This window comes from Telluria sp. ZB4P34, from assembly GCF_059686055.1.
Genome location: NZ_JCASIF010000003.1, coordinates 199,977 through 214,191, shown reverse-complemented (window position 1 = coordinate 214,191; position 14,215 = coordinate 199,977). Strand labels below are relative to the sequence as shown.

The following is a 14,215-nucleotide window of genomic DNA, read 5'->3' as shown; positions in this document are numbered from 1 at the left end:
ACGGTTGATCCTTGGTGATGTTGCAAAAAATCCGGCATAATCGCCCGATTCTCCCGCCTTGGCGCGGACCCACGCGACAACGAAGCGAACATGGAACCTATCCCAAGCACGATCCTCACCGGCTTCCTCGGCGCAGGTAAAACCACCCTCCTCAACCGCATCCTGCATGAGGAGCATGGCCTGCGCATCGCGGTCATCGAAAACGAATTCGGCCAGGAAAACATCGACAACGAGATCCTGGTGCGCGATACCGGCGAGCAGATCGTCGAGATGAACAACGGCTGCATCTGCTGCACCGTGCGCGGCGACCTGATCGTGGCGCTCACCAACCTGGCGCAGAAGCGCGCCGCCGGCGAAATCGCCTTCGATCGCGTGGTCATCGAGACCACCGGCCTGGCCAATCCGGGCCCGGTGGCGCAAACCTTCTTCGTGGACGAAGAAGTGGGCGCTAACTACATGCTCGATGCCGTGGTCACCGTGGTCGACGCGCGTCATGCCATGGACCAGCTGGACCGCCATGAGGAGGCCCAGCGCCAGGTCGGCTTCGCCGACAAGATCCTGCTGTCCAAGACGGACCTGGTCGATGGCGCCGCCGTGGAGGCGCTCAAGGCCAGGTTGCACCGGATCAACCCGCGCGCCCCGATCTCGCTGAGCGACTTCGGCCGCGCGCCGATCGCGGACGTGCTCGACCTGCGCGGCTTCAACCTGAACGACAAGCTGGAGCTGGACCCGGACTTCCTGCGCACCGAGGCAGGCCACGACCATGATCATGGTCATGATCACGACCACGATCACGGGCATGGCGACCACTGCGGCCACGAGCATGCCCATGGCGAAACCTGCAATCACCACGACCACGGGCACGATCACCATCGCAGCCACCACACCGACGACATCGCCGCCTTCGTGTTCCGGAGCGAGCGCGCTTTCGATCCGGAGCGCCTCGACCAGTTCCTGGGCAGCATGGTGCAGGTCTTCGGTCCGCAAATGCTGCGCTACAAGGGCGTGCTGTCGATGGCCGGGGCCGACCGCAAGGTCGTGTTCCAGGGCGTGCATCAAATCATGGGCAGCGACCTGGGCGCAAAGTGGGGCGAGACGGAAATCCGTGGCAGCAAAATGGTCTTTATTGGTAAAAATTTACCAAAAGACGTATTTATCCGCGGACTCGAACAGTGTTTGGTATAAACTACATCAGTTTTGCGGGCGTGCCCTAGCCCGCCGACGGCCTGCCCCGACAGTTGGCAGACCGGGCGCCAGCGGCGCCAAGCATCCGGGCATCGTCCACCCCGCCAGCTGGCATGTCGGGCCTGGACAGGCAGTGAAGGACGGCGGTCGCCGTCCGGGCAGCGGCTCTCGCGCACACCTGTTGCAAGGGTGTTAATGCCGAGTTTGCTGCTAAAATGAAAACCTCTGTCGTATCGAAGGCATCATGACTAAAACAACGAAACCGAATACCGCCGCGCAGCTCGAAGAACGCCTTCTGACGGAAGAAGAAATTCGGGCGATGGGCGACGACGACTACATGAATCCGGCACAACTGGCGTTTTTCCGTCATCGCCTGCAGGAGCTCGAGAAGGAACTGCTGAAGAATGCCGGCGAGACCACCGAACACCTGCGCGAAACCGTGCTGGTGCCGGACCCGGCCGACCGCGCCACGATCGAAGAAGAACATGCGCTGGAACTGCGCACCCGTGACCGCGAACGCAAGCTGCTCAAGAAGGTCCAGCAATCGCTGCAGGCCATCGACAACGGCGAGTACGGCTACTGCGACGAAACCGGCGAACCGATCGGCGTGCCGCGCCTCATCGCCCGCCCGACCGCGACCCTGTCCCTGGAAGCCCAGCAGCGCCGCGAGCTGAAGCAGAAGCTGTACGGCGACTGAGGCTTCACCCCACAGACAAAAAGGCATGCACCGCGAGGTGCATGCCTTTTTGCTTTAGAACCGCCTGCCGGCGGCCGTAGGGTGGATCAACCGTAGGGCGTGTAGGCGAAGCCGTTGCCGATCACCTCGAGCAAGGCGGCCTGGTTCTCGGCGCTCTCGCTGATCAGGCTGAGCACGTCGGCGGCATTCACGGCGCCGCTGTCGAGCGCCTTCGACCAGTAGTCCAGGCCGGCCGCCTCGGCCGGACGATGCAGCACGTTGACGTAGATCTTGCTAACCAGGTCGCGGCTACCCGGGTTGGCGCCATAGGCGGCGATGAATTCGGCCGACTTCATGAAGCCGGCCGCGACGTCGGCCAGCGAGCTGCCCTTGTCCATCGCGTTCATCCAGAAGCCCAGGCCGCCGGCGTCCGGCGTGCGGTTGAAGGCGGCCTGGTAGATGCGGTAGGCCTGGCCGCCGATGCCGTCGATGTCGAGCGCGACGGCGCCATCGGCGAACTGGACGCGCTCCACGCCGGCCAGCAGGTCGGCCGGCTTCGCCCCCGACTTGTCGAGCACGAAGAAGCCTTCCCCGGAACGCACCAGGGTGTAGTTGGCCTTGGCGCCCGCATACTTGACCGTGTCGATGCCGGCGCTGCTGGCTGCCCGCACCATGGTGCTGCTGTCGATGATGGTGCCGACCGCGTTCGTGGCCGGCACAGAGGCGTTGACCGCGCCGTATACCCTGAAGCTTACGGTTTCCGTTCCTTCGACCGCACCGTCGTCTAGGATGGGCACGCGCACGGTCTGGGTGGTCACGCCAGGCGCGAACACCAGGCTGCCGCCGACGTCGACGTAGTCGACGTCCAACCGGGCACTACCGTCACGGGCCTCATAACTGACCGTGACGGGATTCTTGCCGGGTGCATCGAGGCTGATCACGAATTCCATGAAGCCGGCTTTCTCGCTGACCGTCGGGCTGCTGACGCGGATCGCCGGCATGGCCAGGGCCGCCTGCCCATGGGCCCCGATGCCAGCCTGGCCGACACCGTCCGTCACGACGACCTTGGCGGCGCCGGCGCCCGACACTGCTCCCAGCACCAGGCTGAAGCTTTCGGCGGTCTCGGCGGCCGCGTCACGCGGCAGGGCGATCGTGATGTTGCGCACCGTCTCGCCTGGGGCGAAGCTGAGGGTTCCGCTGTCGGCGAGGAAGTCGCTGCCGGCACTGGCCCCGCCGCCGGCGGTGCTCCAGGCCACGTTGACATGCTCGCCCAGCGCCTTGTCCAGCACGACGGCGAAGCTTGCGGTATCGGCCGTGGCGTCGAGCACCAGGTCGCTTACCGACAAGCCGGCACGCTGCGCCGTATCACCCAGGATATCGTTGTCGACAATGGTGGCAATCCCACTCGGATTGGCAATCGTGGCGTTTTCCGCACCGTACAGGCGCATCCTGAAAGTCTCGATTTTCTCGGCGCTGCCATCGTCTACGAGCGCCACCCGCACCATCTGCGTGGTCATGCCGGGCGTGAACACCAGGGTGCCGCCGCCTTCGACGTAGTCCGAATCCAGCCTTGCACTTCCGCTTGCGAGATCGAAGCGGACCGTGACATTTTCCTGTACCGGTTCGCTCAGCGTGACGACGAACTCGACATAACCATCTTTTTCGCCTGCAAACGGATTGCTCACGCGCAGCACCGGCGTGACGACGGAAGCCTGGCCATGGGCGCCAATCGTGGCTTGCCCGACGCCGTCCACGACCTGTACCGACCCGGCGGCATTTCCGGACACTGTGCCCAACACCAGCTTGAACATCTCAGCCTGCTCGGCCGCCGTCCCGCGCGGCAAGGCAATCGAGATTGTCTTGACGGTTTCACCGGGACCGAAGGTCTGCGTCCCGGAACGTGCGAGGAAGTCAGTGTCTTCGCTGGCATTGCCAGCCGCGGTAGACCATGCCACGTTGAAGCTGCCGGCGACGGCCCTGTCCAGTACAAGCGAGAAGGTGGCGATGTCGGCCCCTGCGTCCACCACGACGTCGCGCACCGACAGGCTGGCGGGACGTGCTGCCTCGGCAAGCGTGTCATTGTCGATCACAGTAGCGATGCCGGTCTGGTGCGCGATCACGGCATTCAGCGCGCCGGTCAGGCGGATATAAAAAGACTCGAGCTTTTCCACTGCCGTGTCGTCATTGATGGCCATGCGCACGGTCTGGGTCGTGACGCCAGGCGCGAACACCAGGGTGCCGCCGACGTCGACGGCGTCGCTGCCGCCGTCGCCCACCAAAGCGCTGGCGCTGCGGGCGTCGAAGTACACCGTGACCGCTTCCATCGCCGGCGCGCTGAGGCTGATGACGAAATCGGCATAGCCGTCTTTTTCACCGACGATCATTTGATTGACGCTGACCAAGGGAGTGGCAACCGGCGTCTGGCCGTTGCGGCCGATCGTGGCCTGCCCGCTGCCGTCGCCGACGGCGACTGCCGTCGCTGCATTGCCGCGCACGGCGCCCAGTACCAGGTCGAAGAATTCGGCCTGCTCGGGACCGCCGATGGCCGCCAGCGCGACCGACACCGTTTTTACGGTCTCGCCCGCGGCAAAGTTCAGGGTGCCGTTGGCGGCGACGAAGTCGGCGCCGGCAAGTGCGCTGCCGGATGCGGTGGTCCAGTCCACGCTGAACGTGTCGCGCGTCGCGCGGTCCAGGGCCACGGTAAAGGTGGCCATTGCGGCTCCAGCGTCGACCACCACGTCGCGTACAGACAAGACTGCCGGGTTGGTGGTGTCGGCGCGGGTATCGTTGTCGAAGATGATCGCCGTGGCGTCCGCATTCGCGATGACTGCGTTGCTTGGATTGTAGAGGTGCAACGTAAAGGATTCGGATTTCTCCGCGACCGAATCGTCGTTGATGGCCACGCGGACGGTTTTGGTCGTCACGCCCGGGGCGAATACGAGCTTGCCGAGGAGCTGTTCGGCGTCATAGCCGCTTCCGACGAAGGCGCTGCCCATGCGGGTGTCGAAGCTGACCGTGACTTCTTCAGCCGATGCCGCGCTGAGCTGGACAACGAATTCGATGTAGCCGTCCTGCTCGCCGACGACCACATCCTTGGTGCTGATATAAACAGTCATGTTTTTCCTTGTTGTGTGAATTCAGTGCATGCGGCCGTATGCGGCCATCAGTTGGTCAATTGCCACTTGCCGTCCACCTGAACGAAGGAGAAATTCATCACCATGCCTTTGCCTTCCTTGTCGGTAACGCCGCACTTGAAGGTGAGCTCGCCCTGCTTTTCGCAGCCGGCCTTCTTCGCCTCTTTATTCATGGTCTCGAGGCTACCGAACAGGTTGCGGGTCATGCCGTTGGCGGCCAGGGCATCGAACATTTCGCTCTGGCTGGGCTCGCGTGCGCCGCAGGCGACGAGGGCAGCCGCGAGGGCAGCAAAGGACAGGCGGGACAGGGAGTGCTTGAAGATCATGTCGGTCTCGGTAGTGAGGGCGTGGCAAGGCCGCCCGCGCTGGAACGCGAACGGAATATGTTGCCGACATGCTAATTGTGGCACTGCAGGACATCCATGGAACGAATGTCCTATGCCGGGTTCAGGGACGGGGAGCGAGTGCCGCCGCAAGGGCGGTCTTGTTAGCGACACCGAGCTTGCGGTAGGCCGCGTGCAGCTGGTTGCGCACGGTGGCAGGCGCAATGCCCAGCTCGCGCGCGATCTCTTTGTATTGCAGGCCCTGAGCTGCCAGCAGCGCGGTGCGGTGCTCGGCCGCAGTCAGAGCGCCGCTGTCCTCGTGCCGGAGGTCGATGGCCAGGTGCAGCAGGCCGGACCGTTCCTGCGCCTGCACCCTGATCGCCTTGCCGACGAAGACCTGCTGGGCCGAATGCCTCAGCGCCTCGATCATGGGGCGCGGCAGGAATGGCGGCATCCACTGTTTCCACTCGCGCTGCAGCAGTGCCACTACGGCGGGATCGGTGAAATACAGCTGGCCCTCCCGGCTAGCCAGGGCGGTGGCAGCCTGCGCCCTTGCGCTTACCGGCACGCCTTGCTGCAAGCGGCGGTTGATCTCGCGCGCCTGCAGCAGGTGGGGAATCAGCACGGTCGCGTTGCGCACCTGCTGGCGGGTATAGGCGTGCCGGCGGTGCGCGCGCCACAATCCCAGCGCCGGCAACATCGGCCCGAAGGTCTTGCCGGAGACGAAGGCAAGCGAATGCGCGGTGTCGTACTTGCTGCAGTAGGCCAGCATTTCACTAGGGTAGGTTGCTGCGACGTCGGCGGCAATGCCGCTGCCCCGCTGGCGGAATGCCTGGGCCAGCACGGCGTCCTGACTGATCAGGCTGCCGTCCCTGCCGAGCGACTCGTCGCCGATCGTGCGGATGCGGTCGTAGAAGCGTTCGATCGGAACCGACTGCAGGTATAGGGACCGGATTTCCATCCGCCGCTCAGGCGTCACCGACAGGTCGGCAAGCGCGCATGAATCGAAGGCCACCACCTTCTTCAGCTCGTTCAGCGCGTAATCGATGAATGGCAGCGGCGCCGCATGCTGTCCACTGTCGTAGAGATCGATGAGCAGCTTGTTAAACGTATCCATATCGGGCCCTGAGGGAGTTGCAAATGTACCAAGTGCGGATGATAGGGACGAAACATTTTGTTGTCACCATTTAACAACCTTTTGTCCATACTTCATGCATATGGAATGCCGCAGCCGAGCCGGCGCACGCCAGCTACGCCGAATGCATAAACTATTTCCTATGGGATACACTAGGCGCTGTTCCGGCGACAGCATGGGATGGCGTGCGCGCAGCACGCGCGATCCCGGCTGTGCTACCGTCATGACCAAAGTCCATTCGAGCTTGGGGGCCATGGGGCTGTTCTCCTTCCTGAAGAAAAAAAGCGATGCGCCGGGCGGCGATGGCCCTGCGACGCTGGCCACGCCGGACACGCGCCTGCGTGCCGGCGAGCCCTCGCGCCTCGACGGCGCGCAGCTGCAGGCGCAGTTGCACGAAGAGCGCGAGCGCCAGCGCGCCATCGCGCGCGCCACCGCCGCCAAGATCGACGAGATCGAGCTGGAGATGAGCGCCGCCATCTTCGACGACGAACCGGCCTGGGGCGCCCGCCCCCGCCGCCCGGCCGCGGCGCCGGCAAGCGTTCCGGCGCACGATGCACCTGCCGACGAACTGCCTGCCGCCGCCGCCGTGCCGGCCACCGCCCCGGCCGTCGAGGAAAGCGCCATCCTGTACGCCAACGGCCAGGCCGCAGCCGCCGAAGGCCTGCTGCGCGACAGCCTGGCCGGCTTTGGCCAGCACGAACGCCTGCCATGGTGGATGCTGTTCGACCTGTACCAGGCCACCGGGCAGGAAGCGCGCTTCGAGAGCATCGCGATCGACTACGCCAGCCACTTCGAGACGTCGCCCCCGGCCTGGCAACCCCTGGCGCCGGCCCAGGACACGCCGGTGCTGGCCGGCGTTGCCGCCGTCGAGAGCTTCGGACCGGTACTGGACGGCGGTATCGCACCGCGCCTGCAGCGCCTGCTGGCCGCCGAGGCGCCGCTGGTGCGGGTCGACCTCGGCGCCGTGCGGGCTGCCGATGCCGAGGGCTGCGCCCAGCTGCTCAAGGCGCTGCAGGCCCTGCGCAAGGAGGGACGCGAACTGGTGCTGGCCGGCGCCGACACCCTGCTGGCGACCCTGCGGCCAATGCTGGCGGTGGGCGAGCGTGCATCCGGCGAAGCGCCCTGGCTGCTGCTGCTCGAGCTCCTGCTGCTGTCCAGGCGCGAGAAAGATTTCGAGGAGTCGGCGATGGACTACTGCGTCACCTTCGAGGTCTCGCCGCCCTCCTTCGAAACGCCGCGGCACGTGACCACCGCAGCGCCGGCGCCGAGTGCGGGCGACCGTTTCCTGCTGCCGGCGCTGGCGCTGGGCGACTGCGCCGCGCTGCTGGACGCCATCGACGCCTATGCCGCGGAAGGCGCGCCGCTGGTGCTGGACTGCTCGCGCCTGGCGCGCATGGACTATGCCTGCGCCACCGCCCTGCACGGCCGGCTGAGGCTGCATGCGGAACAGGGACGCCGGATCGAACTGCGCGAGCTGAACCACCTGGTTGCCGCTCTGCTGCGCCTGCTCGGCTATGGACAGGACAGCGCTGACCAGGGCGCCATCCGTCTTTACCCACACCGCTACTGAATTCGCGTTTCGGCAAGTTTTGCTTTTGCGACAGTTTTTAGCCGCGCTCGTCTTGCAATTCATTGCGGCCACCCCATCTGCGGCTTGCTAGACAACCACGAGGCTAAAAATGGAACAATTTCACGGCACCACCATCGTCAGTGTGAGGCGCGGCAACCAGGTTGCGCTGGGCGGCGATGGCCAGGTCACGCTGGGCAACGTCGTCATGAAGGGCTCGGCGCGCAAGGTGCGCAAGCTCTACCAGGACAAGGTCCTGTGCGGATTTGCCGGCGCGACCGCCGATGCCTTTACCCTGCTCGACCGCTTCGAAGCCAAGCTCGAGAAGCACCAGGGCAACCTGCTGCGCGCCTCGGTCGAACTGGCCAAGGACTGGCGCACCGACCGCATGCTGAGCAAGCTCGAAGCCATGCTGCTGGTGGCCGACCGGGAGTCGACCCTGATCATCACCGGCAACGGCGACGTGCTCGAACCGGAAGACGGCCTCGGCGCGATCGGCTCGGGCGGCGTGTATGCCCACTCGGCGGCCAAGGCCCTGTACGAGAACACCGACATGACGCCTGCGGAAGTCGTCAAGAAGTCGCTCACCATCGCGGGCGAGCTGTGCATCTATACCAATCTGAACCACATCATCGAGACCCTGGAATGAACCAGTCCCCCATCATGAACATGACGCCCCCCGAGATCGTCTCGGAACTGGACAAGCACGTGGTCGGCCAGGGCAAGGCCAAGCGCGCGGTCGCGATCGCGCTGCGCAACCGCTGGCGCCGCCAGCAGGTCGCCGAACCGCTGCGCCACGAGATCACGCCGAAGAACATCCTCATGATCGGCCCGACCGGCGTCGGCAAGACCGAGATTGCGCGCCGCCTGGCCAAGCTGGCCGACGCGCCTTTCATCAAGATCGAGGCGACCAAGTTCACCGAGGTTGGCTACGTCGGCCGCGACGTCGACACCATCATCCGCGACCTGATCGATATCGGCGTCAAGCAGACCCGTTTCAGCGAGCAGAAGAAGGTGCGCCAGCGCGCCGAGGACGCGGCCGAAGACCGCATCATCGACATCCTGGTGCCGCCGGCGCGCGACTTCGGTTTCAATGCCGCGAACGCCGATGGCAAGGAAGGCGACGCCACCCGCCAGACCTTCCGCAAGCGCTTGCGCGAAGGCTCGCTGGACGAGCGCGAGATCGAGATCGACGTGGCCGACGCGGCGCCGCAAATGGAAATCATGGCGCCGCCGGGCATGGAAGAAATGACCGAGCAGATCAAGTCGATGTTCGCCGGCGTCGGCAACGCGCGCAAGAAGCCGCGCAAGATGAAGATCAAGGAGGCCATGAAGCTGCTGGTCGACGAGGAAGCCGCCAAGCTCGTCAACGAAGACGAGCTGAAGCAGAAGGCGATCGCCAACGTCGAACAGAACGGCATCGTGTTCCTGGACGAGATCGACAAGATCGCCACCCGCTCCGAACATGGCGGCGCCGACGTCTCGCGCGCCGGCGTGCAGCGCGACCTGCTGCCGCTGGTCGAGGGCACGACGGTCAATACCAAGTACGGCATGATCAAGACCGACCACATCCTGTTCATCGCCTCGGGCGCCTTCCACCTGTCGAAACCGTCCGACCTGATCCCGGAGCTGCAGGGCCGCTTCCCGATCCGCGTCGAACTGGAATCGCTGTCGATCGAGGACTTCAAGAGCATCCTGACCTCGACCGACGCCAGCCTGACCAAGCAGTACGAAGCCCTGCTGGCGACCGAAGGCGTGAAGGTGGACTTCACGGATGAGGGCATCCACCGCCTGGCCGAGATCGCCTTCTCGGTCAACGAGCGCACCGAGAACATCGGCGCGCGCCGCCTGTACACGGTGATGGAAAAGCTGCTCGAGGAAGTGTCGTTCACGGCCGGCGTCGGCAATGAGCAGCTCGTGACCATCGACGCGGCTTACGTCAACGGACGGCTGGACGCGCTGGCGGTCAACGAAGACCTGTCGAGGTACGTCTTGTAATTCGCAACGAGGAGGAAGGGCGATGGCAAACAAGGCATTGGCGACGCGGCAGAAGATGCGGCTGCGGGTGGAGCCGTCCCAGAACGTCGGCAAGCCGCGCAATCCGATCGCGGCGCTGGCCAAGGCGAGGAGCGCCGGCGCCCACGCCAAGCCGCTCTCGAGCGAACGGCAGGAAGCCAAGCGCATGCTGAAGAAGGCCAAGCTGGTCGCGGAAGACGACTGACGCTTCCTTTCTCCTGAATGGATTCCCCCTTGGCGGACCGCGCGAGCGTGTCCGCCTTTTTTGTAGGGTGGCGCGGCTCCACCTTGCACGATGCGTACCAATGCCGTGGATGCCGCCCACGCGTTCACACCGTGGTGCTGCCGCCTGTAACGCTTCTCCCCCGCTGGTTGGACGCGTCGGCGGCGTGGAAGCCTCAGGCATGCAGGTCGCCGGGTATAGCCGCGCCAGCCTACGTATTGCTCAACGCCGCGTTCGCAGGTACATTCAGTCGACATTTCACATCGACACAGGAGCGCAATGAGTTCACCGGAACTGGTACTCGACGTGCTGCGCGCGGAACTGCGCAGCGCCAGCATCACCTACAAGGACCTGGCTGGCCGCATCAATGTGAGCGAGTCCAGCGTCAAGCGCATGTTCGGGCAGAAGGACATGGCCCTGTCGCGCCTGGCGCAGATCTGCCAGGTGACCGGCATCGCCCTCGAAGACGTGTTGCGCCGCGCCGCCGACGCCCGGCCCCAGGCCGACGCCCTCACCCTGCCGCAGGAAACCTCGCTGGTAGCCAACCCGCGTCTGCTCCTGATGGCGATCTGCTGCCTCGGGCACTGGAGCCTGGAGCAGGTGACCGAGACCTATCGCCTCACGGAACCGGAATGCATCAAGCTGCTGGCCGAACTCGACCGCCTCGGCCTGATCGAGCTGAAACCCCTGAACCGCTACAGCCTGCGGGTCTCGAACGCCTTCCGCTGGCTGCCTGACGGCCCGGTGCAGCGCTTCTTCCGCGAGCACGTGGTGGAAGATTATTTCGCGGGCGGTTTCGACCGGCCGGGCGAAGCGCTGATGTGCCTGCCGGCGCGGCTGTCCAGCGCCAGCGCGCAGGAACTGGCGCAGAAGATCGAAGGGCTGGCCGGCGAACTGGCGCGCCTGCACCGCAACGACCGGCGCCTGCCGATCCAGGAGCGCGAGGGCTATACGCTGCTGCTGGGTTTCCGGTCCTGGGAATTCGCGGCGTTCACGGCACTGCGGCGCGCCTGAGCAGGCGGGAACTGCTAAGTTATTGTTAAGTGAATAAGCCTTGGCGATCGTTATACTGGGCGCAACATGCTCAGCCACCGCCCTCTCTCCTTTGCACCAGCCCCGGACCGCCGGCTGGCCGGCATCTTCGCCACCGCCCTGCTGCATGCGGCCCTGATCCTTGGCTGGCAGCTGGCACGCACCCTGCCGCCGGCGCGAGTGGACGGCGTGGAAGACGCGATCCAGTGGATCGACCTGCCGCTGCCGGCGCCCCGCAGCACAGCACCGCCGTCCGTCAAGGCGGAGATTCCGCCGGCGCCCCCGCGTCCTGTACCTGAGCGCAGTGCCCCGGGGCGCCCGGCACGGCAGGGTGCGGCCGGCGCGCCGGTACGCGCTCCTTCCGCCGATGCCGCAACGGCGCCGGCAAGCACGCCATCCGCGCCACTTGATGAGAGTGAGCCAGCCCCTGTCCCCGCTCCGGCCGTGCCCGACGCCAAGGCCATCCGGGAGAACGCCCTGCGCAGCGCCGGCAGCATCGACAGCACGCTGCGCAAGTCCGGACGGCCGCTCATCGTCGCGCCGCCCGACAGCGGCGCGATCCGCATGCGCAGCAGCATGGAACGGGCCCGGGCGCTGGCGGCGCCGCGCCTGTGGGAAGCGCCCAAGGTCGAGGAACTGGTGAACAACACGGGAGACGGCGCACGCCGCACGCGCGTGATCACCGGCCGCGGCACCTATTGCGTGACGGAGCGCTCGCCCGTCACCAACGTCGAGATGATCGAGATGCACGGCAAGATCAGGCTCACCAACTGTCCCACGCCCGAGGAACCGCCCAAGCAGCAGGTGTGGCGTACGGCGCGCGACTGACGAAAAAGGCGCTGTCAACCTTATGTATGGATGAGAGAGGAACTGCTGAGCTAAATCGCTGTCGAACACCGGTCACGACAGACTGGAAACGAACATGCGATCGCCTCAGTTCACGAAGTGGTTTGCCAAACTCCCTGCGCTGAATGTCCCCCAGCGCCTCAAGACGCTCGCGGCCCTGCAACCGGCCGCCGGGCTCGACCAGGTAGTCTCGCTCATCACCGAGATCGGCGCCACAGCGCGCCGCTGTCCAAGTTGCGCCTGTGACCGATACCACCGGTATGGCCAGGCCAACGGCCTGCAGCGTTACCGCTGCCGCGCCTGCGGCCGCACGTTCAACGACCTGAGCGGCACACCGCTGGCACGGCTGCGGCTGCGCGGCAAATGGCTGGATTACCTGGGCGCCATGCTCGAATCGAAGTCGGTGCGGGCAAGCGCCCGCCAGGTCGGGGTGCACCGCAACACCGCCTTTCGCTGGCGCCACCGTTTCCTGCAGCGCCCCAGGGACGACCTGCCGCGGCAACTCAGCGGTATCGTCGAGGCCGATGAAATGTTCTTGCTGGAATCACAGAAGGGCTCGCGCAATCTGGACCGGCCGGCGCGCAAACGCGGCGGCAAGGCGGGCAGGCGAGGCATTTCACGCGAGCTCGACTGCATATTGGTGGCAAGAGACCGTAGCGGACAGACCGTCGACGCTGTAACGGGCCGCGGCGCGCTGACGGCGCCGCAACTGGAGCGTCACCTACTGCCCAGGCTGGATCGGCAAGTGCTCCTGGTAAGCGACGCGCATGCGGCGTACCGCAGCTTCGCCCGTAAGCACGGCATCGCGCACGAGGCCGTCAACTTGCGCGCCGGCGTGCGAGTGCGCCGGGGCGCTGCCGGCGCCATCCACGTGCAGAACGTGAACAGCTACCACCAGCGTTTCCGGCAATGGCTGAGCCGGTTTCGCGGCGTCGCGTCGTGCTACCTGCCCAACTACCTGGGCTGGCGCCGCGCGCTAGACGGCAACCGGGTGAGTACCGTGGAGCAATTGCTGCGCGTAGCGATGCGGGTCATCAATAGATAACGCTGACAGCGCCAAAAAAAACCGCCTGTGCGAATGAACTGACCCCATAAAATTGGACGGTTAGTTTGCTAAGCGGCCAAGGCCTGAGTCCTATACTGAACGGGACTCAGGCCTTTTAGTTTGAGCTTGATGCGGTCGTGATTGTAATAGCGAATGTAGTCAGTCAAGCCATCGCGCAACTCATCGACGGTGGAAAACTGGTTCACGTAGAAGAACTCCGACTTGAGGACTGCGAAGAAACTCTTCATGGCTGCGTTGTCGAAACAGTTACCCTTTCGCGACATGCTCTGCACAAGCTGGCGTTCACGCAACTGACGTTGGTAGGCGGGCATCCTGTATTGCCAGCCCTGGTCGGAGTGCACTAATGGCCTGTCACTTGGTCCGAGCTTGGCCAGTGCTTTCTTGAGCATCGAGTCTACAAGTGCGAATGCGGGACGTTTGCTGGTTTCGAAAGCGACGATCTCGCCGTTGTACAGGTCCAGCATTGGCGAGAGATACAGCTTTTCTCCGGCCACGTGAAATTCGGTCACATCGGTTACCCACATGCGCAACTGCTTCACCTCGGCCAGCAATTGCTCGCGACTGAGTTTGTCATCGTCCTGCGCACTATCTGGTGCTGATGTGGGTTCAGGCGTTGTCACTGTTTTGGGTCGTCCACGTGGGCGTGGGATCAATGCCTCAAGGCCTCCATCCCGGTATGCGCGCTCCCAGATGCCAACCATTGCGTGGTGACGAATGTCGAACCTGGCGGCAGTCTGAATCCTTGAAGCTTGATTTTCCCACATGTGCCGCAGTACCGACAGTTTGAACTCGGCGCTGTAGGTACTGGACTTCTTGCTAAGCCCTGCGCTCCCATGCAGGCGATAGGCCATGACCCATCTCTCCAGCATGGCATGGCTCGAAAGCCCGTGCCGCTTCGCCATTGCATGATAGCCAGCTGATCCGTCCGACAGATACTCTTGAACAACCGCGAGCTTGAACTGCTCGTCGTACTTCGCCATAGAAAAACCCCCAAAAGTTGTGTCCAACTTTT

13 protein-coding genes are annotated in these 14,215 nt (G+C 64.6%); 9 read left to right on the top strand and 4 right to left on the bottom strand.

Annotated features, from left to right (window positions below):
• The first annotated feature begins 90 nt into the window (after positions 1–90).
• Entirely contained in the window at positions 91–1,185 is a 1,095-nt protein-coding gene (locus AC56KL_RS07910; RefSeq protein WP_497179613.1) for a CobW family GTP-binding protein, read from the top strand.
• A 244-nt stretch (positions 1,186–1,429) separates the two neighbouring features.
• Positions 1,430–1,882, top strand: a complete 453-nt coding sequence (gene dksA / locus AC56KL_RS07905; RefSeq protein WP_497179612.1) for an RNA polymerase-binding protein DksA — start codon at positions 1,430–1,432, stop codon at positions 1,880–1,882.
• 86 nt (positions 1,883–1,968) lie between these two features.
• Here dksA and AC56KL_RS07900 read toward each other — a convergent pair whose 3' ends face one another.
• The 3 genes from AC56KL_RS07900 to AC56KL_RS07890 all read right to left on the bottom strand — a co-directional run bounded on the left by AC56KL_RS07900 (position 1,969) and on the right by AC56KL_RS07890 (position 6,435).
• On the bottom strand, positions 1,969–4,977 hold the full coding sequence (locus AC56KL_RS07900) for a Calx-beta domain-containing protein (protein WP_497179611.1): 3,009 nt from the start codon (positions 4,975–4,977) through the stop codon (positions 1,969–1,971).
• 47 nt (positions 4,978–5,024) lie between these two features.
• Positions 5,025–5,321: a hypothetical protein gene (locus AC56KL_RS07895; protein ID WP_497179610.1), complete on the bottom strand. Its 297-nt coding sequence runs from the start codon at positions 5,319–5,321 to the stop codon at positions 5,025–5,027.
• Between the two features lie 121 nt (positions 5,322–5,442).
• Positions 5,443–6,435, bottom strand: coding sequence for a helix-turn-helix transcriptional regulator (locus AC56KL_RS07890; RefSeq protein WP_497179609.1), 993 nt, complete (start codon positions 6,433–6,435; stop codon positions 5,443–5,445).
• 241 nt (positions 6,436–6,676) lie between these two features.
• Here AC56KL_RS07890 and AC56KL_RS07885 point away from each other — a divergent pair, with 241 nt between their 5' ends.
• The 7 genes from AC56KL_RS07885 (at position 6,677) to AC56KL_RS07855 (ending at position 13,182) form a co-directional block, all read left to right on the top strand.
• Positions 6,677–8,023 carry an STAS domain-containing protein gene (locus tag AC56KL_RS07885; RefSeq protein ID WP_497179608.1) on the top strand — a complete coding sequence of 449 codons (1,347 nt, stop codon included), beginning with the start codon at positions 6,677–6,679 and terminating at the stop codon, positions 8,021–8,023.
• A gap of 109 nt (positions 8,024–8,132) precedes the next feature.
• On the top strand, positions 8,133–8,669 hold the full coding sequence (gene hslV, locus AC56KL_RS07880) for an ATP-dependent protease subunit HslV (protein ID WP_497179607.1): 537 nt from the start codon (positions 8,133–8,135) through the stop codon (positions 8,667–8,669).
• A 14-nt stretch (positions 8,670–8,683) separates the two neighbouring features.
• The gene (gene hslU / locus AC56KL_RS07875) at positions 8,684–10,018 is read left to right on the top strand and encodes an ATP-dependent protease ATPase subunit HslU (protein ID WP_497179807.1); all 1,335 of its coding nucleotides are present in this window, start codon (positions 8,684–8,686) and stop codon (positions 10,016–10,018) included.
• Between the two features lie 22 nt (positions 10,019–10,040).
• Positions 10,041–10,241 carry a hypothetical protein gene (locus AC56KL_RS07870; RefSeq protein WP_497179606.1) on the top strand — a complete coding sequence of 67 codons (201 nt, stop codon included), beginning with the start codon at positions 10,041–10,043 and terminating at the stop codon, positions 10,239–10,241.
• Between the two features lie 297 nt (positions 10,242–10,538).
• Complete coding sequence (locus AC56KL_RS07865) at positions 10,539–11,273, top strand: helix-turn-helix domain-containing protein (protein WP_497179605.1); 735 nt, start codon at positions 10,539–10,541, stop codon at positions 11,271–11,273.
• Positions 11,274–11,339: 66 nt separating this feature from the next.
• Entirely contained in the window at positions 11,340–12,119 is a 780-nt protein-coding gene (locus tag AC56KL_RS07860) for a hypothetical protein (RefSeq protein WP_497179604.1), read from the top strand.
• A 94-nt stretch (positions 12,120–12,213) separates the two neighbouring features.
• Positions 12,214–13,182 carry an IS1595 family transposase gene (locus AC56KL_RS07855; RefSeq protein ID WP_497179603.1) on the top strand — a complete coding sequence of 323 codons (969 nt, stop codon included), beginning with the start codon at positions 12,214–12,216 and terminating at the stop codon, positions 13,180–13,182.
• A gap of 68 nt (positions 13,183–13,250) precedes the next feature.
• Here AC56KL_RS07855 and AC56KL_RS07850 read toward each other — a convergent pair whose 3' ends face one another.
• Positions 13,251–14,183: an IS3 family transposase gene (locus AC56KL_RS07850; RefSeq protein WP_497179602.1), complete on the bottom strand. Its 933-nt coding sequence runs from the start codon at positions 14,181–14,183 to the stop codon at positions 13,251–13,253.
• Positions 14,184–14,215 lie beyond the last annotated feature (32 nt).